The sequence below is a fragment of the Bradyrhizobium sp. KB893862 SZCCT0404 genome, from assembly GCF_018130885.1.
Lineage (GTDB): Bacteria > Pseudomonadota > Alphaproteobacteria > Rhizobiales > Xanthobacteraceae > Bradyrhizobium > Bradyrhizobium stylosanthis.
Genome location: NZ_JAFCLT010000003.1, coordinates 139,231 through 157,594, shown reverse-complemented (window position 1 = coordinate 157,594; position 18,364 = coordinate 139,231). Strand labels below are relative to the sequence as shown.

Genomic DNA, 18,364 nt, shown 5'->3' with positions numbered 1-18,364 from the left:
CTCAGATAGGGGTGCCGAGCTTGCGGCGGCGCGGAAACATCGCAAACCCCAGCAGTGCAAACGTGGCGCGCACGAGCACGGCGAGCAGGAGATAGATCACGCCGAGCACGACGAAGATTTCGAAGTTGCGGAATGTCGCGCTCTGGATGCGATTGGACATGCCGAAAAGCTCCCCGACGCCGACCGACGAGACGATGCTGGAGGCGAGCATCAGCAGAACGTACTGGCTCGATAGGGCGGGATAGACCCGCTCCAGCGCCGGCCGGATGATGACATGCAGATAGGTCTGCGTTCGCGACAGGCCGAGGCAGGCCGCGGCCTCGAGCTGGCCCTTGTGGATCGACTCGATGCCGGCTCGGACGATCTCCGTCGTGTAGGCGCCGATGTTGACGGTCAGGGCAATCGTCGCTCCGAGCAGGATCGGCAGCCGGATTCCCAGGCTGGCAATTCCGAAGATCAAGAAATAGGACTGAACCAGCAGTGGCGTGTTGCGGATGAACTCGACGTACAGCGAAACTATGGATCGTGCCCAGACTGCTCCGCTGGTTCGGACCACGGCGCAAAAGGCCCCGATTAGAATGCCCAATACAGTGGAGAAGAAAGTGAGGCGCAGTGTCGTCCAGACTCCCTCCAGAAGGAGGGGCCAGTAGGCCAGCACTGCTCCGAAATCGAAATCGTAAGTCATGAAGTGTTTGCCTGTTCCGCGAGCCGAGACGTCACTGACGAGGCGTCACTGGGATGCCGCAATGACCTCCTGGGGCAAGTCGGCGCCCTGGAATTTCTTAAAGATCGCCTGGAGCTTTCCGTTGGCAATGTTCTTCTTCACCCAGCCATCGATCCATTGCTTGAGCTCGGTATCCTCCTTACGCATTCCGACGCCCATGGGAGCTGTGCGAAGGGAAAGCTTGAGCTCGAGGTCTTTCGCGGGGTTCTTCTTGTTGATGAGTTCGACCAGGGTCGGTACCTGTGCGACCAGGTCGAGCTGGTTGGAGACAACAGCCGTCATGGTCGTCGCCTCGTCCTCAAACCGAACAATTTCGGCATCGCGCGGCGCTGCCGCGGTGACGTCGGCATCGTTCGTCGTGCCGCGCGTCACCGCGATGCGCTTTCCCGACAAATCGGCGAAGGTCTTGATCTGCATGCTCTTCGGCGCCGCGATATACGAGGTGGCACCGGAATAAGGCAGCGAGAACGCGATTAGCTTCTTGCGCTCGTCAGTGATCGACAATGCGGACAACACGGCGTCTGCCCGATGCGACATCAGGAACGGGATGCGGTTGGCGCTGTTCGTGGCGACGATTTCCATTTTGACGCCGAGGTCTGCAGCGAGCAGCTTCGCGGCCTCGACCTCGGACCCTGTGGGATTTAGGTTTTCGTCCTTGAAGGACCATGGCGGCACGCTGAGATCGACCGCAATACGGATGACGCCGTCCGATTTGATCTTTTCCAGTACGTCGGCGGACGCGGCTTGGTTGAGAGTGAGCACAGCTAGGGTGGCGGCGAGGGCGGTTGCAAGGGTCTTCATTCAATCCTCCGAGGCGCGAGTGACCGATTCGGTGCCGGCGAGAAAGCACATTTCGTGAGCCGTTGATTTCAGGTGAGCGCCGCGGCACATCCGTCAGGCACGCGCGCAACCGCTGCCACCGGGTAAAAGCACGTGGCGGTCGGGCACATCGCGACGGGCATGGTGGATCCTGCGAATGCTCGCGGGTCGTCCTCCCGAAGGTCTCTTGGTTGTTTTTGTTGTTTGAGACGTTACCGATCGCTGCGATCGAGGAGAAGCACGATCTTTTGCGATCGGAATGTTCGTCTCACTTCGTGAGACTTCGCGTTCTGCCGCCAGATGCGGGAGCCCGCTTCCTGTCAGGATCGTCTGAGCATGAACGAAAACAGCAGTTCGATTTGCCCATCGAGCATATGCGTCCCGTCTCGCGTGGCGCAGCCGATCTTGCTGGCCTCCGCGAGCAGCCGCGTCGGTATTGGGTCGGTGATGACATCAGCCACGACCATATGCGGCGCGAGCTGGCAGACGTCGATCGGGAGAGGATCGCCCTTCTCCAAACCCGCCGATGTCGCATTGACGACGATATCGCAGCCAGCTGGAACGACGCTGCCAATGGAAACCTTACCGGGGTAGGCGGAACTGAGCTTCTCGAAGAGCATGCCCTGATTGATCGTATTGATGTCGTGAAAAGTCAGATGGTGCGCGCCTTCCTCCAGCATGGAGACGGCTATCGATGAGCCTGCGCCGCCAGCACCGACCATGAAAACGCTCTTCCCCTTGATCGCATGCCCCGCTTTCTTCACGCCGGCAGCGAGGCCTGCGCCGTCGAAATTGTCGCCGAACCAGCGGCCGTCTTCCTCTCTGCGCATGGCGTTTATTGCGCCGAGCAACCGTGCGCGCCCCGAGAGGCGGTCGCAATGGGCGATCGCGCCGAATTTGTGCGGCAATGTGATGAGGATACTGTCGATGTTGGGCATCGCCTTGAGCACCGGAAGCGCAGTATCGAGATTGCCCTTCTCGATGTGAAGAGGCACGAGCAGACCGTCATAGTCGGCTGCCTTCATCCGTTCGGTCAGCCAGCCCGGCGCGAGAACTTGTGCAATCGGCGATCCGATCAGGGTGTGAATGCGCGTTTTTCCAGTGAGGGGCATCGGGCTCCGCTAGGATATCTTGGGTGCGGGCGAGGGCGGCGCCACGGCGTAGCCCCTGGCCTTGTAATCGAAGTCGTGTAGCCCGTTTACGGACTCGGCCTTGTTGACCGGTGAGGCGTAGTAGGCCCTGATCTCGGCGATGCGAGTGGTGTCGTCATTGAACACGTACCATTCGTCGCCGCGCAGCACTTCGCCGAGTGCGGTCTTCCAGTGCGTCCACTCGATCACCGCCTCGCGGCCATTTTCGCTCGCCAATACCTTTTCGATAGTCCAGCGGGAGCCCAAGGTCTTGACGCACCATATCCAGCCGTCTGCGATTGCCTTGGCGCCGCGCCAGGGCGCGCCCGGAAGGCCTGGGGGAAAGTAGTGGATGGCGTCGCTCGTGAAGCAATCCAGCAGGACTTGGTGATCGGCGTCGTTGCAGGCTTGGAAGTAGCGCCGAATGAGAGCTTCGGCTTGCTTGGCCTGGGTGGGACCGGTCATGGGCTTACTCCGCGGCCTGGCGAGCGCGCCACTCGGCATATTCCTTCATCGTCGCCTCGTTGGGCGGGTAGGTGCCCCACAGCGGCGCGCCCGCGTCGATCTTGGTGAACAGGAATTTCTCACGAAGTTCCTGCTCGTAGGAGTCCTCGGCCACTTCTTGCGCGATCGAGCGGGGCACCACGACCACGCCGTCACTGTCGCCGACGATGATGTCGCTAGGGTAGACCGCAACGCCGGCGCAGCCGATCGGGAGCTGCATGTCGACGGCGCGGTGATAGGCCGGGCGCGTCGAGGCCGTATTAGCCGTGCAGTAGGCTGGGAACTGCATCTTGGAAATTTCGGTCCCATCGCGGAATGCGCCGTCTGTGATCGCAGCCGCGACGCCTTTGCGCATCATTCGCGTCATCAGCATGTTGCCGGCAGATGCGGCGCGGGGGTCGCCGCGGCTGTCGATCATGAGGACCTGGCCGGCGCCGATCGCTTCTACGGCTTCCCATTGCATGTTGTCCTCGCCGCGCTTGCGCAGGTCGGAGAGATCCCAATCCTTGTCTTCGCGGGAAGGGATGAACCGCAGGGTGAAGGCCTCACCGGCGAAAGAGCCCGCATTCGGATTGAGTGGCCTGACCCCGACAAGGAATTGCTGACGGTAGTTGCGCTTGAACAATTGCGTCGTGAGCGTTGCTGTCGAGCAGGATTTCAGCTTGTTGAGCGTTTGAATCGAAATCGGAGCCATCGTGGTTCTCTCCAGGTCGTCGCCGTCGGCAAATGTTACGGAGCGGGATCGCGCGAAGCGAGCTTGCCCGCGTTGCGTGCAGCATAATCCTCATTACGATGAGAGTAAGGTCGGGAAGGCAGACGAGCGGGCGGACGTCTCACATCGTGAGATCACGCTCTGACGGCATAGCGCTTCAGAACGTCGAGATCTGGCTCGAAGCCGATGCCGATGCCGTTGGATGCAGACACCACGCCCTTCAGTGGTGCCGGCGTGGGGGCCGTCCAAGCCTCGGGCTCGACAAACAGGAATTCGAATAGTGATTCCTCCGGCATTAGCGGCAGCGTTGCCAAAGTCGCGAAATAGCCTGGTCCGAAATACGGGGAGTGCGGCATCGGGACCTTGCCGCCGCGATCGCATGAACGGAGGATCTGCACGAATTCTGAGACCCCTCCAACCTTCGTCATGCTCGGCTGCGGATAGGTCACCGTGCTGATGATCCGGCGGAAATCGAAGGCGGTGCCGGCGTTCTCGCCGGTTCCAACGGCGAGGCCCAGGGACTCGATCTCAACCATGCTTTGGTAGTCGTCGGGCGGGAACACCGGCTCTTCCACCCAGAGAACGTTGCAGCTCTTGAACGTCCCGCGCAGCGCAGCGGTCTCATCTTTTGTCCATGCGCAGTTGGCGTCTACCATCAGGGCGACGCCAGGCCCGACGACGTCGCGGGCACGCTTGATGATTTCGGGCGCGATCTCATGCAGCTTGATATGGTTATACCCGAGCGCGAGAGCACGCTCGCATTGTTGGGTGACCTCATCCTTGTCGCCATACCGCACCAGGCTCGCGTAGGCTGGGCGTCGTACTGGCACGTCCGCTCCGAGCAGGCGCCAGAGCGGCACGCGTTGCCGTTTCGCCTTCAGGTCCCATAGTGCGATGTCGACGCCAGAAAGTGCGAACAGCGTGATCCCATAGCGGCCGAAGAGATGCAGCTTCCGCTGCACGTCGAGATTCCAGGCGGTGATGTCGTCAATCCTCGCGGTGGTGACGAACGGTGCGATCATGTGATCGACCGCAGCCTTTACTGCGTCCAGGCAGAAATAGGCAAAGGAGTCTCCCCACCCAACATTCCCTGCCTCGTCTTCGATCCGGACGAGAACCATATCGAGCGTGTGCCAGCGGGATGGCGTTCCGCCTGTGCCCCGTCCCCCATCCATGAAGGGAATCCGCACCGGATAAGTGTCCAGCGAGACGATTTGCGGCACGGAACTATCGACGCCGGGAGCCTGCATATTTTGCCTTTACAGCTTTGCGATGGATTCTGCGGAGCCGCGCTCACCGACGTCGATCGAGAGCAAGTGGCCGGATAGCGGAGCGTTCGCGAGACTTTCACGAGACAGGCCGGTCCGTGCGCTCGTCACGAACAGCTCAGACATCGCTGTGCCGCCAAAGGTGATTCCGGTCGGACTAGGGACAGGCAGCGCGATGGTCCGCTCGATCTCGCCGCTGTCATTGAGCTTGACGACGCTCCAGCCTTCGGACAGTCCGATCCATGGGGTGAAGGTCTCGTCCACGGCGAGGGCGCAAGGCGCCCCCGCGACCTTGGGAATGTCGGCGTACCTGCGCTTTCGCCCGGTTTTCAGTTCGAGAGAATAGATGCATTGTCGTGATGGCAACGCCGCGAAAAGTCCGGCATCGCCCACGAAGGCGATGTCGGTCACTTGTCCCTGCAACTCGAACATGGGCTCGAGCCCCGATTGTTTCCGCCAGATGCCGATCTTGCTGATATTGGCCTCTGCGTCGAAGGCCGTGGCCCAGAGCTCGTGCTGTGGCGAGGCGCGTAGCGCTTTGAGGGGGCGCCCCGGTTTTCCCTGGATACGCTCGCGTGCGCCGGAGAGATTATCGATGACGACGTCATTGCCGACCGAAAACACGATGCCGTCCTCGAGCAGGCAGAGCGAGTTGATGCTCTCGGAGAGCTCGTGCAGTGCGATCGTATATGTGCTCTCACCGTCGGCCCTGATAGCCGGCGCCAGCAGATCGACCCAAATCAGGGTCCGAGTCCGCACGTCCCAACGCGGCGCCGCGCCGACGAATCCAGCAGTCGTCGACCATACCCTATAGTCGCCGCCGTCGTGTCGGATGCTCTTGATGGTCGGGGCGAGCAAGTTGGAGATCCGCTTGGCGACCTCAACGAGCTCCTGACCGAGTTGCTCCGCACGCTCGGCGGTGACGCGGAAGGTCGGGCCGGCCACGCTGATTGCTGCGAGCGGCTTTCCGTCGGGATCGAGAACGGCCGTTCCAACGCAGCGCGTGCCGAGGACGATTTCTTCGTCGTCGATCGCATAGCCGCGCGCCCGGATGATGGAGAGATGGGTCTTCAGCTGCTCGGCGTCGCAGATCGTCTTGTCGGTGAACTTCGTCAGCCCGGCGCGCAGCACGATCTCGACCTGCGTCTCCGAGAGATGGGCGAGGATGGCTTTGCCCTGGCTGGTGCAATGCATCGGCTTGAGCGCACCAAGCCGAGCGTTCGAGCGCTCGGAATGAGCGCTCTCGAAGCGGCCGAGGGAGAGAACGTGGCTTCCTTCTTGCACCGCGAGATAGGATGTCTCTCCGGTCAGATCGCGTAGCCGCCTGAGCTCGGTCGATGCGATCGAAGCGAGGTCCGATGACGACCAGACATTCTGAGCGAGATCGAGGAAGTTGAAGCCGAGCGTGTAGGTTTGTGCGCGGGGATCGGTCCGGATTAGGCCGCGCGAGATCAGCGCCGCCAAGATGCGGTAAAGCGTGGCCCTGGGTATGCCGGTCATCTCGGCGAGCCTCGCCTGATCTAGCGCCCCTGGAGATCTGCCAATCAGTTCGAGGATGTCGCAGGCCTTGCCCAGAAGAGCCGTTCCGGCGACGTTCTTGGGATGGATCAGATCCGGCGACCACTCGACTTCGTGTTCAGACATGGCGCAATGTTAGTTTCAAAGGATGAGACCATCCAGCCGGCCGCGAGACCTCCAACGTCTTCTTTGACTGAAATGCCCACATCTTGAGACTCGCCAGTCAATTTTCGTTGCGGAAGGCGAGTTCACGCAGGCGCGGCAGAACCGGGTTGCGATTGTCGTTCCGCCAGATGGCATGCAATTCCGCGAAGACCGCAGCGCCGAGCCGGATCGGCCGGAACACGACATTGTCGAAGCAGGCGTTGCGGGTCTCCCCCGGGACTATCGCAAGGCCAAGGCCGGTGCTGACCAAAGCGAGAATAGACTGGGCTTGGCTCATCGATTGCACGACGTTCGGCCGGATTCCCGCCGCGGCGAACGCCATGGTGAGCAGCGAATTCATATAGGGGCCGGCGGTGGAGTACATGATGAAGGGCTGTCCATCGAGCTGCTCGAGCTCGGGGCGGCGGCGCGCCGCAAGCGCATGTTCGAGCGGCAGCGCGAGCGCCAATTCCTCTCGGAAAACGCAAGCGCTCCTGACCGAGTCGACTGTCTTGAGCGGGCGGACCAGACCGAGATCGATCTGACCGGATTTGAGTGCATCGAGCTGCTCGCGCGACGTCATTTCGACGAAGTCGGTTTCAACTTGCGGCAATTCAGTGCGCAGACGCGAGGCGAGCCAAGGCAAATAGCCGTAGGTGGTCGCTCCCACAAAGCCGATCTTGACCGAACCGCCAGCAAGCGCGCCGGCCTCGCGCGCCGCCTTGATGGCATTCTCGCGTTGCTGGAGCAGTGCGCGCGCCTCGCCGAGGAATGCGCGGCCCGCCATCGTCAATTCGACCGAGCGGCTGGTGCGTTCGAGCAGCATCACGTCGAGCGACTGCTCGAGCAATTGGATGTGCCGGCTCAGCGGCGGCTGGGTCATGTTCAGTCGCTTGGCCGCACGCCCGAAGTGCAGCTCATCGGCGACTGCCACAAAGGCCCGGATCTGCGCAAATTCGATCATTGATACCTTTTAGGTAATAATCTGATCCAAAATTGAGCTTAGACGTGAATTGATCCTCCGTCTAGGTTTCGCTCCGCGGTCGACGCCAGATCGATCCGGAAAATCAGCAATGGAGGATCAACGGCATGTCAGATCGCAAGTTCGCTCGAATCCAAGTCCGCTTCGTGATCTTGGCGCTCATCACCATGCTGCTCGCGTTGAGCAGCGGTGATCGAGCGACATTGTCGATCGCTGGCCCTAGCATGTCGAAGGCTCTCGGGATCAGCCCGGTCGAGCTTGGCTGGATGTTTTCCGCCTTCGCCTGGGCCTATGTGCTCGCGCAAGTGCCCATGGGTTGGATCACCGACAAGCTCGGCGCGAAATTCACGATCTTGGTCGGACTGACCCTTTGGTCCATCGTCACGTTCGCGATGAGTGGCGTGGGATGGCTGGTCCACCCCTTCCTGACCATGCTGGTGTTGCGCTTCCTGCTTGGCGTGTTCGAATCGCCAGTCGGCCCGGCGGCCGGCCGCATCATCGCAGCCTGGTTTCCCTCGAGCGAACGCGGCATAGCCGGCGCGATCTTCAACAGCGCGCAGTATGTGTCGCTGGTCGTCTTCACACCGCTGATGGGTTATCTCGACCATCGCTTCGGCTGGGAGCACATCTTTTCCGTCATGGGCGTTATGGGGCTGGCTTTCGCCGCACTATGGGCGGTCGCCTATTATCCGCCCGCCGATCATCCGAAAATCAGCAGCGAAGAGTTGGAGTACGTGCGCGCGGGCGGCGGACTCGTCGATTTGGGCGCGGCACCCGTTCACACAAACGGACGCGTCGGCCCGAAATGGTCGGACCTTGCCGCGCTGTTCCGTAGCCGAATGCTTGTCGGCATCTTTCTCGCGCAATATGGCATCTCGTCCATCACGTGGTTCTTCGTGTCCTGGTTTCCAAGCTATCTCGTCAAGGCCCGCGGCTTCTCGGTCCTGGACGCCAGCCTGATTGCAACCGTCCCCGCCATTGCCGGCTTCATCGGCGGAGTTGCGACCGGTTTCTTTTCAGATTGGCTGCTGACGAAAAGCGGATCGCTCACTTTTGCCCGCAAGACTCCCATCACGATCGGCCTTCTGATAACAACGCTGATCATTGGCTGCAACTACACCGATTCCACCACGCTTGTGCTCGTTCTGATGAGTGCGGCGTTCTTCGGGAAGGGCTTTGGATCGCTGGGCTGGACGGTCGTTGCCGATGCGGCGCCAAAGGACGTAATCGGTCTCACCGGTGGTGTGTTCAATGCCATCGGCAACACGGCGGGTATCACCACGCCAGTGGCGATCGGCTACATCCTGGCGGCCACAGGATCCTTCAACGGCGCGCTGCTTTATGTGGGCCTGCATGGCTTGCTCGCCATCATCAGTTACTGGGTCATCGTCGGTCCGATCCAGCGCATGATCATCCCCGAACAGGCCGGAGTGCCCAGCGGCACAGCCGTTCCGGCCGAATAGAAACCTTCACCCCCCACTCACGAGGATACACCAAATGAACTTCATGCAAACCCCTCCGCGCATCATCGCCAATCCACTTGCCGCGGGACTGGCGCCCGGCGAAGCCACGACCGATCGCATCGCCTGGGTCAAGCTATCGCTGGTCTTCCTGCCGCTTGCGGCGCCGATCAGCGACGCCAAGGTTCTCACGGGGCGGCAGAAGCCTCTCACGGAAATCGCATTTCTGTTCGCCGAGATCGAAACGGAGCAGGGTCACAGCGGCATCGGCTACAGCTATTCGAAGCGCGCGGGAGGGCCGGGCCAGTTCGCGCACGCGAAGGAAATCGCCGGCGAACTCGTCGGCGAGGATCCGAGTGACATCGGGCGCATCTGGGACAAGCTCGTCTGGGCCGGCGCATCGGTCGGCCGCAGTGGCCTGTCGACGCAGGCGATCGCGGCGTTCGATATCGCGCTGTGGGATCTCAAGGCCAAGCGCGCGCGGCTGCCGCTAGCCAAACTTCTCGGCGCGCATCGCGATTCCGTGCGCTGCTACAACACGTCGGGCGGCTATCTCTCGATGCCGATCGAGGAGGTCAAGCAGCGCGTCTCGATGGCGCTCGACAAGGGCATTGGAGCCATCAAGCTGAAGGTCGGCCAACCCGATCCGATGGTCGATCTGCAGCGCATCGAGGCGGTTCGCAAGCACATCGGCGACTTGCCGCTGGCGATCGACGCCAACCAGCAATGGGATCGCACCACCGCATTGAGATTCGGCCGCATCGCTGAGCAGTTCAGCCTGACCTGGATCGAAGAGCCGCTCGATGCCTACGACTACGAGGGCCACGCCGCGCTCGCGGCCGAGCTCGCAACGCCGATCGCGACTGGCGAGATGCTGACCAGCGTCGACGAGCACTACGAGCTGATCCGCCACAATTCGGTCGACTTCATTCAGCCCGACGCCCCGCGCGTTGGCGGCATCACGCCTTTCCTCAAGATCTTGGCGCTCGCCGATCACAAGAAGCTGCAACTCGCGCCGCATTATTGCATGGAGATCCATTTGCATCTGACGGCGGCCTATGGCCGCGAGCCCTGGGTCGAGCACTTCGAATGGTCGGAGGCCATGTTCAACGAGACGTTGGAAGTTCGGGACGGCCGCATGATCGTGCCGAACCGTCCGGGCCTTGGCTTCAGCCTCTCGGAGCAAGCCCGCGCTTGGGCGCGCGCCACCCATGAGGTCGGCAAGCGGCCGTAACGTTCGGCACGCTAGCCTGGCTCGGCTTCACGGGCCAGGCTTCGCCGAATGCGGCAAGACTCGCCAGGATCGACTGTCGACGGTTCGCCAAGGAGCGGGATGGGATTCTTGCAGAACCCGCGAGGAGATGGCGCGAGCATCTATTGAGCGAAGCGCGACTGGAAGTTCCGTAATGGCAGTTGCGGTGACGCGCCGGCTCTCGAGACGACGGTAGGCCGTCTGGTTGTCCGCCCAACAATTTCGGCGAGCTAAACCCGCCGAATGGGTTGCCCAGCACGAGAGGCGTCGCTGGATCCCGAGGCCATCCAACGGCGGGCACCTGCAAAACAATTTCGTGGTCATTGATCCAGATAACGTTGCTTGCTGGGCTGGGCGAACGAGGCGAGCATGGGCTGAAAACAAGTCATGATTTCAACGAAGGCAGCCCTGCGAAATGCCTCTCACGCTGCTCAAATATGGGCTGAAGCGCAACCACGTCCCGCATCGCGAGATCCCTCTAACGCCTGATCTCAAGCGGCACTATGATGTCGTCATCGTCGGTGGCGGCGGGCATGGATTGGCGGCCGCGCACTACCTTTCCAAATATCACGGCATCAACAAAATAGCCGTTCTGGAAAAGGGCTATCTCGCCGGTGGCAACACGGCGCGCAACACCACCACAATTCGTTCAAACTACATCACAAATCAATCGATACGGTTCTACAAGGAAGCCGTCTCGCTGTACGAGAACATGTCGCATGAGTTGAATTTCAACGTCATGTTCTCGCAGCGTGGCCAGCTGACGCTGGCGCATTCCGAGGCGACCCTCAGGTCCTTCCATCTGCGCGCCGAGATGGGCAAGCATCATGGCACGCGGATTTCGGTCGTGGATCCGCTTCAAGTGAAGGAAATCTGCCCGCATCTCAACATGGACGAGGGGGGACAGCACGAGGTCATCGGCGGGCTCTGGCACGAGGACGGTGGCACGGCGCGGCACGACGCGGTCGCATGGGGATATGCGGCGCAGGCCGCGAGTCGCGGCGTGGAAATCCACCAGCGGACCGAGGTGCTCGGCTTCGACAAGGTCGGCGACAGGGTGTCGTCCATCAGGACGAACCGTGGCACGGTGAACGTCGGACATGTGATCCAGGCGGCCGGCGGCGCCAACCAGCACGTCGCGAAAATGGCCGGCATCGACATGCCCATTCGCTGTTTTCCGTTGCAGGCGATGGTGACGCAGCCGCTGAAGCCGTTCCTCCATACGCTGGTGTCCTCGGCCAATCTTCACACCTATCTCGTGCAGTCTTCCCGCGGCGAGATCGTCATCGGCGGCGGCTCGGATCCGTATCAATTGATCTCGACGCGCTCCACGCTGGACCTCAAGGAGCAGCTTGCTCACGGCGCGCTGCAGCTGTTCCCGTTCCTGCATAACGTGAAGCTGCTGAGGCAATGGGCCGGGATCACCGACATGACGCCGGACTATACGCCGATCATGGGAGCCAGTCCGCTCAAGAACTATTGGCTCGATTGCGGCTGGGGGACGTGGGGCTTCAAGGCGACGCCGGTCGCGGGGAAATACATGGCCGAGACCGTCGCGAACGACCGCGTCGCCGACATCCTGCTGCCCTTCAGCCTGGACCGTTTCGGGAAGATGGCTCTCATCAATGAAATGGGTGCTACGGCGGCAAGCCACTAGGATTCACCGATGAAGATCATGAATTGCCCTTTGAACGGGCCGCGCAACATCAGCGAATTCACTTGCTTCGGGCCGGTTCACGACGCGTTCGATGCGCAATCCATCAACGATTCCGGCTGGTCACACTATCTCTTCTATCACGAGAACAAGGCTGGAATCATTCGCGAGTGGTGGCGGCATACGCCGTCCAATTACTTCTTCATCGCCGAACGGCACACCGTGACCGACGAAATCATCGCGACCTACAGCCCGAGCGAACTTCCACGCACCGAAAGCAAGTCATGATTCCGCGTCTACCCGCACCATACGGGACCCGCATCGATCGAAACGAGACGCTGGCCTTCACGTTCGAAGGCAAGCTATTTCGCGGGCTCGCCGGCGATAGCATAGCGAGCGCGCTCGTCGCGTCCGGCCAGTGGCTGATTTCCCGGTCGTTCAAATATCACCGGCCGAGAAGCGTCCTGACCATGGCGGGACAGGATGCGAACACGCTTGTCCAGGTGGCGGGTGAGCCAAACGTCCTGGCCGATGTCTATCCGCTGCGCGAGGGCCTCCAGGCCACGGCTCAGAATGTGAATGGCTCGCTCGACAACGACCGCGACGCGCTGCTCGATCGGCTCGGACGCTTCATGCCGGTCGGCTTCTACTACCGAACGTTCTTCGGTCCGGGCAAGAACAGCTGGCTTCGGCTTTGGGAGCCGCTGATCCGGAAAAAAGCAGGTCTCGGCAAGGTCGACCTGACCGCGCCTCGGGTTCGCTATGAGAAGCAGAACCGCTTCTGCGACGTCCTGGTCGTCGGTGGCGGACCCGCTGGCATGTCGGCCGCGATCGAAGCCGGCACCGCGGGTGCGCGCGTCCTGCTGGTCGACGAGAATCCCGAGCTTGGTGGCTCCCTGACCTATGCGCGGTTCGACGACAAGCCGGAGTCGACGGCGCAGCTGCTTCGCGATTTGAGGCGACAGGTCGAAGCGCATTTGGGCATTGACGTTTTGACGAGCGCCGTCGCGAACGGCTGGTACGCCGACAATTGGGTGCCGATCATCAGTGGGAACCGGCTACTGAAGGTTCGCGCGAAAGAGGTGATCCTGTGCACGGGGTCGCTCGACCAACCGATTCCGTTCCGCAATAACGACCTGCCGGGAATTGTGTTGGGTTCGGCGGTACAGCGACTGATGCGGCACTATGCCGTGAAGCCAGGCGGGCGCGCGGTCGTGTTCGCCGGCAACCGTGACGGCTACCGGGTCGCGCTCGACCTCGTCGAGGCCGGCGTCGCGGTGGCGGCGGTCGTTGATCCCCGGAGCACGCAGCAGCATGCCTCGCTTGCCGAAGACCTCGCGGCGAAGGGCGTGCGAGTCATCCTGAATGCGACGGTGGCGGAAGCTGCGGGCAACGCGGGCAACAAGCATCTGAAGGCCGCGAGGATTGTGATTGCAGGCAGCGGAGTATCGGAGTGGATCGATTGCGACCTTCTGTCGGTTTCCTGCGCCTACACGCCAACCTATCAGCTCGCCCTGCAGGCCGGGGCGAAGCTGAGCTATGACGACGGGGCAGCGCAATTTGCTCTCTCCAACGTCCCGGCTCATCTGACGCTGGCAGGATCCGTCGCCGGCAACTTTTCCCTGTCGGCGGTTCTCGCCGCGGGGCGGAAGGCGGGAGCGGGGGCCGCAAAAACGCTGGGCCTCTCTGCGGCCGACATCGACATCCCTCAAGACGACGAGCGAGGCGTCAGCAGCTTCGAGCTTCCCCTTGTCGGGCATCCGAAGGGGCGTGATTTCGTCGATTTCGATGAAGATCTCCAGATCAAGGACATCGTGGACGCTGTCCGGACCGGCTACGGCGAGCTCGAGCTGGTCAAGCGCTTCTCGACGGTCGGCATGGGGCCGTCGCAAGGCCGCCATTCGGCCTTGGCGACCGCCCGCATCGTCGCTGAAGCCACCGCGCGCAAGGTCGCCGATATCGGCGTCACTACATCGCGTCCGCCGTTCGGGCCCGAAAAGCTCGGGCTCCTCGCTGGAATTCAGCAGAGCCGCTATCGTCACACGTCGGTGCATCATCGCCATGTCGAGGCCGGCGCAAAGATGACGCCGGTGGGAGCATGGTGGCGACCGCTGTATTACGGCGACGAGAGAACGCGAGATGCCGCGATTGTCGACGAGGTAAACCTCGTGAGGCAGCGAGTGGGTATGCTGGATGTTTCCACGCTCGGCAAGATCGAGCTGCGCGGACCGGACGCAGGTGTGCTCCTCGATCGCTTCTGCACGATGAACTACGCCAAGCAGCCGGTCGGCCGGGTACGCTATTGCCTGACACTGAACGAGATGGGGTCGGTCATCGACGACGGCGTCGCGTTCAGGATCGCAGAGGATCATTACTACGTCACGGCGACCACGGGCGGGGTGGATCGCATCTACGCCGACATGTGCTGGCAGAACGTTCAGTGGGGACTCGACGTTGACATCCACAACGTGACCGCCGGCTTTGCGGCCTTCAATCTCACCGGGCCGCTCGCGAGGCAGGTTCTGGAAGCGGCCGGAGGCATGGACGTTGCCTCGGAAGCGCTCCCCTTCCTGGGCGGGTGCGCCGGCCGGGTCGCCAATTGTCCGGTCCGCATCATGCGCATCGGCTATTCCGGCGAGCTCAGCTTCGAGCTGCATACGCCTCAATCCTATGGCGAGGCCTTGTGGGACGCTCTCATGGATGCGGGCAAGCCATTTGGACTTCGTCCGTACGGGCTCGAAGCGTCGCGTATCCTCCGGCTGGAGAAAGGCCACATCATCATCGGCCAGGATACCGATGCCGTCAGCACAGCGGACGAGCTGGGAATGGAATGGGCTCTGGCGATGAAGAAGCCTTTCTTCATCGGCAAGAGATCGATCGAACTGCTTCGCCGTCTTCCTGCCAAGCGCCGGCTGGTCGGCTTCGAGCTTCCGGCGTCGGTGCAGGACAAGCCGGACGAAGCCTGCCTGATCCTGCAAGGCGGCGCGGCCGTCGGCCATGTCACGTCGACGTGTTTCTCGCCAACTCTGGGAAAATGGATCGGTCTGGCCTTCGTGCCGGCGGACCTGGCGGAGCCGGGTAAGACCGCGGTGATCAAGACCCGAAAGGGCGTGCAATTGCAGGCGGGAATTGTGTCTCCGCACTTCTTCGACCCCGCAAACAAGCGTCAGGAGGTCTGACATGGCTCTGCTTGCGACGAGTCGGCGGACGCCGTTGGGCGACGCATATGCCGAAATCTCGGATGGCGAGCCTCCGTCCAGCCATGGGGTCTCCCACAACACGATGATCTTGTTCGAAAGGAAAGGCGGAAGACCCATCGAGCTGATGGATCTCACCCGATATGGTCGTTTCGGAGTGAAGGGTAGAGGTGCCAGCGACTGGCTACGATCCAAGGGAATTGCGCTCCCTGAGAGGATCAACACCCTGGCACCGATCGCCGCGCGGGGACTGGACATCGTGCGCCTTGGCGCCGAGGACTATTTGTTCCTGCCCCAATCCCTGGAACAGTCATCATCCCTGGGCGCCCTACGAGCTGACTGGGAAGCTGGCGGCCCCGCGCGCAAGGGCTTCAATGCCTGGCGGGAAGAGGTCTGGGCCTGGTTTCACGTCGGCGGGGCTGACGTGGCCGAGCTTCTCGCCAAAACCTGCCCGGTCGATCTCAATGCCGATCGCTTGCCGGTTCGGAGCGTCGTGCAGTCACGGGTTGCGCAGATGGACTGCATCCTGGTTCGCACGGACCGGACTGGCCGGCATGGCTTCGACCTGTTCTTTGATGTTGCCTCGGCAAGTTTCATGATGCGGAGCTTGCGAGAGCTCGCGATCGGATAGTTCGGGCCTGCAACGACACTGTGCGATCAAGGGGCGCTGCCGTGTCTACCCTGAACGTACTTCCTTCTGAAATTCGTGTTTGAGCCACTCAAGAACCTTGTGAGCGGGATGCCACAGCGGCTTGTCGGGCGTGCCTGTGAGGGCGAGGCACAGCGTGGTCTTCACGGTAGCCTTGCTCCAGCTGACCAAGCGACCGGATTTGAGGTAGGGCTCGCAATAGGACGAGTAGGTGACGACGAAGCCAAGGTTCTGGGCGGCTGCCTCGAGCGCAGTCGCCGAGTTGTCGACCTTCATGGCGGGGACGTCGCCGTCCAGATTGATGCCAAGCTCCGCCGCCCAGCGTTCCCAGACACTATGTCGGCCCTGGATCAATATTTTCCTCGACGAGTTCATCACATTCTGCAGCGTCCCGGTGGAAAGCTGCTCGGCTAATGCGGGTGCGCAGACCAGCTCCAGGCTTTCGGTCGGCAAATGAGGCGTGTGCGGGTCCAGCTCCGAGACGTCGTGAACCTCGACGACGATGTCGGCCAATTCGGCGTTGGGATCGGTCCAGATCGCACTGTTCAGGCGAACCGGGACATTCGGGTTGTCGTTCAGGAAGTCGCTAAGCCGGGCGGCCAGCCACAAATTCAGGAACGATACCGGGGCCGAGACGGTCACTGTGCGAGGCACATTCTTGCCGCGCAAGCCTTCGGTTGCCGCCGCCGCGAGATTGAGGGCTTCCGCAACACCGGGGAGGTAGGCTTCGCCCACTTCGGACAATTGCAGCCCGTTCCGCCGGCGCACGAAAAGTTGCCGCGAAAGATATGCTTCCAGGCCGCGCACACGCTGACTGATCGCGGCCTGCGTGCAATTCAACTCCTTCGCAGCCTCTGTGAAGCTCAGATGCCGCGCGGCCGCCTCAAACGCCTCAAGCCCGCTGAGGGGAGGCAAATTTCTCATAAACGACCGCCAAATGAAAACAGGGTCACTGGGCCGATTTTTATTTCTTGGACCGCCGGCCCGCAAGCCCTACCGATTATGACGAGGGGATGATCCTGGCGGCAAAGACGCTGCATAAGTCGCAATCAGCACTTTGCGGATAAAACGGCAGAGGATGGCGGGCGTTGACGATGAATTCGATCCAGAGAAAGTTCGCTGATCTCGCCACCGAAAACGCCCCCGGCCAGGAGGTGCGACTAAAGTCGACGTCCTCGGAGAGCGTCTTGCACGGGGCTGTGATCGACGGCAAGCCGGTCGATTTCTCTCATGGCGATGTGGATGCGTTCCTGCCGGCTCCCGGGGCGCTCGATGCGTTTCTTGACGGTTATCGCCGAGGCGGCTCCCAAGCCTACACCGAATATCTCGGCGACGCTGCAGTTCGTGATGTCGTAGCGGAGCGACTGGGGGCCTTTACCGGGGCTCCGCTGACGGCTGCCGAGGACCTGATCGTCACGCCGGGAACGCAGGGGGCCCTGTTTCTGGCCATGGGAGCCACCGTGACCTCGGGGACCAAGGTTGCCGTGGTCGAGCCCGACTATTTCGCTAATCGAAAACTGGTCCGGTTCTTCGATGGCGTGCTGGTTCCTGTCGATCTGGACTATCTGGGATCGACGGGGCGGGCGGGCCTCAACCTCGATCAGCTCGAGACGGCCTTCAGGGGCGGCGCCGAGGTGCTCGTTCTCTCGAATCCCAACAATCCAACCGGTGTCGTCTATTCGGAAGCCGAGATCGACGCGATTGCGCAACTGGCCGACAAGTTCGGTGCGACGGTTATCGTCGACCAGCTGTACTCGCGCCTGCTCTATGAGGGACAGGCGTATACTCATCTCCGGGCCAGGTCGACGGCGCGGGAAAACCTCATCACGATCATGGGGCCTTCGAAGACGGAGTCGCTCAGCGGCTTTCGACTCGGCGTGGCCTTCGGCTCAAGCGCAATCATCGAGCGCATGGCCAAGCTGCAAGCCATCGTCTCATTGCGCGCCGCCGGCTACAGCCAGGCTGTTCTCAATACCTGGCTCGCCGAACCGGACGGCTGGATGCGTGACCGCATTCGGCAGCACCAGGCGATCCGCGACGATCTGATCGGCATTCTCAATCGCGTCGAGGGACTTGCGCTACGAATCCCCGAGGCCGGCAGCTATCTGTTCCCGAGGCTGCCGGAGCTGACGATCTCCCCGATCGACTTCGTGCGCGCCTTGAGGCAGCAGGCCGGCGTGACCGTGACGCCGGGAGCGGAGTTCGGCCCGCGCAGCTTCGGGAGCATCCGGTTCAATTACTCGCAGGATCATGAAGCGGCTGTCGCGGCAGTTGAGAGGACCGCCGCGTTGATCGATCGATATCGCGTTCAACGTATCGCGCGGAGGGCATGACCACGTTGAATTCATGCG

At 61.7% G+C, this 18,364-nt stretch carries 16 protein-coding genes; 7 read left to right on the top strand and 9 right to left on the bottom strand.

The window, feature by feature from the left end; all coding sequences use genetic code 11:
• Position 1: 1 nt before the first annotated feature.
• From JQ617_RS14715 to JQ617_RS14680, 8 genes are all read right to left on the bottom strand, one after another.
• Positions 2-685 carry an amino acid ABC transporter permease gene (locus JQ617_RS14715; RefSeq protein ID WP_212026938.1) on the bottom strand — a complete coding sequence of 228 codons (684 nt, stop codon included), beginning with the start codon at positions 683-685 and terminating at the stop codon, positions 2-4.
• Positions 686-730: 45 nt separating this feature from the next.
• Positions 731-1,525, bottom strand: a complete 795-nt coding sequence (locus tag JQ617_RS14710; RefSeq protein WP_212026937.1) for a transporter substrate-binding domain-containing protein — start codon at positions 1,523-1,525, stop codon at positions 731-733.
• 338 nt (positions 1,526-1,863) lie between these two features.
• Positions 1,864-2,655 (bottom strand): shikimate dehydrogenase family protein, encoded by a 792-nt coding sequence (locus JQ617_RS14705; protein WP_212026936.1) that lies wholly within the window; start codon positions 2,653-2,655, stop codon positions 1,864-1,866.
• Positions 2,656-2,664: 9 nt separating this feature from the next.
• A complete protein-coding gene (locus JQ617_RS14700; protein ID WP_212026935.1) occupies positions 2,665-3,138 on the bottom strand; it encodes a nuclear transport factor 2 family protein in 474 nt (157 codons plus the stop codon).
• A 4-nt stretch (positions 3,139-3,142) separates the two neighbouring features.
• Positions 3,143-3,871, bottom strand: a complete 729-nt coding sequence (locus JQ617_RS14695) for an RraA family protein (RefSeq protein ID WP_212026934.1) — start codon at positions 3,869-3,871, stop codon at positions 3,143-3,145.
• A gap of 152 nt (positions 3,872-4,023) precedes the next feature.
• Positions 4,024-5,112 (bottom strand): mandelate racemase/muconate lactonizing enzyme family protein, encoded by a 1,089-nt coding sequence (locus tag JQ617_RS14690; protein WP_212026933.1) that lies wholly within the window; start codon positions 5,110-5,112, stop codon positions 4,024-4,026.
• A 36-nt stretch (positions 5,113-5,148) separates the two neighbouring features.
• Complete coding sequence (locus tag JQ617_RS14685) at positions 5,149-6,801, bottom strand: IclR family transcriptional regulator domain-containing protein (RefSeq protein ID WP_212026932.1); 1,653 nt, start codon at positions 6,799-6,801, stop codon at positions 5,149-5,151.
• Between the two features lie 97 nt (positions 6,802-6,898).
• Positions 6,899-7,783, bottom strand: a complete 885-nt coding sequence (locus tag JQ617_RS14680; protein ID WP_212026931.1) for a LysR family transcriptional regulator — start codon at positions 7,781-7,783, stop codon at positions 6,899-6,901.
• A 125-nt stretch (positions 7,784-7,908) separates the two neighbouring features.
• Here JQ617_RS14680 and JQ617_RS14675 point away from each other — a divergent pair, with 125 nt between their 5' ends.
• From JQ617_RS14675 to JQ617_RS14650, 6 genes are all read left to right on the top strand, one after another.
• The gene (locus JQ617_RS14675; RefSeq protein ID WP_212026930.1) at positions 7,909-9,264 is read left to right on the top strand and encodes an MFS transporter; all 1,356 of its coding nucleotides are present in this window, start codon (positions 7,909-7,911) and stop codon (positions 9,262-9,264) included.
• A gap of 43 nt (positions 9,265-9,307) precedes the next feature.
• Positions 9,308-10,495, top strand: a complete 1,188-nt coding sequence (locus JQ617_RS14670; protein ID WP_212027426.1) for an L-talarate/galactarate dehydratase — start codon at positions 9,308-9,310, stop codon at positions 10,493-10,495.
• A 433-nt stretch (positions 10,496-10,928) separates the two neighbouring features.
• A complete protein-coding gene (locus JQ617_RS14665; RefSeq protein WP_212026929.1) occupies positions 10,929-12,170 on the top strand; it encodes an FAD-dependent oxidoreductase in 1,242 nt (413 codons plus the stop codon).
• A 9-nt stretch (positions 12,171-12,179) separates the two neighbouring features.
• The gene (locus JQ617_RS14660) at positions 12,180-12,455 is read left to right on the top strand and encodes a sarcosine oxidase subunit delta (RefSeq protein WP_212026928.1); all 276 of its coding nucleotides are present in this window, start codon (positions 12,180-12,182) and stop codon (positions 12,453-12,455) included.
• Entirely contained in the window at positions 12,452-15,346 is a 2,895-nt protein-coding gene (locus tag JQ617_RS14655; protein ID WP_212026927.1) for a 2Fe-2S iron-sulfur cluster-binding protein, read from the top strand. The genes JQ617_RS14660 and JQ617_RS14655 overlap by 4 nt, the downstream gene beginning before the upstream one ends.
• Position 15,347: 1 nt before the next feature.
• Positions 15,348-15,995 (top strand): hypothetical protein, encoded by a 648-nt coding sequence (locus JQ617_RS14650; protein WP_212026926.1) that lies wholly within the window; start codon positions 15,348-15,350, stop codon positions 15,993-15,995.
• Positions 15,996-16,040: 45 nt separating this feature from the next.
• Here JQ617_RS14650 and JQ617_RS14645 read toward each other — a convergent pair whose 3' ends face one another.
• Positions 16,041-16,937: a LysR family transcriptional regulator gene (locus JQ617_RS14645; RefSeq protein WP_212026925.1), complete on the bottom strand. Its 897-nt coding sequence runs from the start codon at positions 16,935-16,937 to the stop codon at positions 16,041-16,043.
• Between the two features lie 170 nt (positions 16,938-17,107).
• Here JQ617_RS14645 and JQ617_RS14640 point away from each other — a divergent pair, with 170 nt between their 5' ends.
• Positions 17,108-18,346: a pyridoxal phosphate-dependent aminotransferase gene (locus tag JQ617_RS14640; protein WP_212026924.1), complete on the top strand. Its 1,239-nt coding sequence runs from the start codon at positions 17,108-17,110 to the stop codon at positions 18,344-18,346.
• Positions 18,347-18,364: the final 18 nt, after the last annotated feature.

What these genes read in the sequence shown, in the direction of transcription:
- JQ617_RS14660 (WP_212026928.1), top strand. Translation starts at nt 12,180, where the DNA reads ATGAAGATCATGAATTGCCCTTTGAACGGGCCGCGCAACATCAGCGAA.
- JQ617_RS14700 (WP_212026935.1), bottom strand. Translation starts at nt 3,138, where the DNA reads ATGACCGGTCCCACCCAGGCCAAGCAAGCCGAAGCTCTCATTCGGCGC.
- JQ617_RS14665 (WP_212026929.1), top strand. Translation starts at nt 10,929, where the DNA reads ATGCCTCTCACGCTGCTCAAATATGGGCTGAAGCGCAACCACGTCCCG.
- JQ617_RS14670 (WP_212027426.1), top strand. Translation starts at nt 9,308, where the DNA reads ATGCAAACCCCTCCGCGCATCATCGCCAATCCACTTGCCGCGGGACTG.
- JQ617_RS14705 (WP_212026936.1), bottom strand. Translation starts at nt 2,655, where the DNA reads ATGCCCCTCACTGGAAAAACGCGCATTCACACCCTGATCGGATCGCCG.
- JQ617_RS14650 (WP_212026926.1), top strand. Translation starts at nt 15,348, where the DNA reads ATGGCTCTGCTTGCGACGAGTCGGCGGACGCCGTTGGGCGACGCATAT.
- JQ617_RS14640 (WP_212026924.1), top strand. Translation starts at nt 17,108, where the DNA reads ATGAATTCGATCCAGAGAAAGTTCGCTGATCTCGCCACCGAAAACGCC.
- JQ617_RS14710 (WP_212026937.1), bottom strand. Translation starts at nt 1,525, where the DNA reads ATGAAGACCCTTGCAACCGCCCTCGCCGCCACCCTAGCTGTGCTCACT.
- JQ617_RS14680 (WP_212026931.1), bottom strand. Translation starts at nt 7,783, where the DNA reads ATGATCGAATTTGCGCAGATCCGGGCCTTTGTGGCAGTCGCCGATGAG.
- JQ617_RS14685 (WP_212026932.1), bottom strand. Translation starts at nt 6,801, where the DNA reads ATGTCTGAACACGAAGTCGAGTGGTCGCCGGATCTGATCCATCCCAAG.
- JQ617_RS14645 (WP_212026925.1), bottom strand. Translation starts at nt 16,937, where the DNA reads ATGAGAAATTTGCCTCCCCTCAGCGGGCTTGAGGCGTTTGAGGCGGCC.
- JQ617_RS14715 (WP_212026938.1), bottom strand. Translation starts at nt 685, where the DNA reads ATGACTTACGATTTCGATTTCGGAGCAGTGCTGGCCTACTGGCCCCTC.
- JQ617_RS14655 (WP_212026927.1), top strand. Translation starts at nt 12,452, where the DNA reads ATGATTCCGCGTCTACCCGCACCATACGGGACCCGCATCGATCGAAAC.
- JQ617_RS14675 (WP_212026930.1), top strand. Translation starts at nt 7,909, where the DNA reads ATGTCAGATCGCAAGTTCGCTCGAATCCAAGTCCGCTTCGTGATCTTG.
- JQ617_RS14695 (WP_212026934.1), bottom strand. Translation starts at nt 3,871, where the DNA reads ATGGCTCCGATTTCGATTCAAACGCTCAACAAGCTGAAATCCTGCTCG.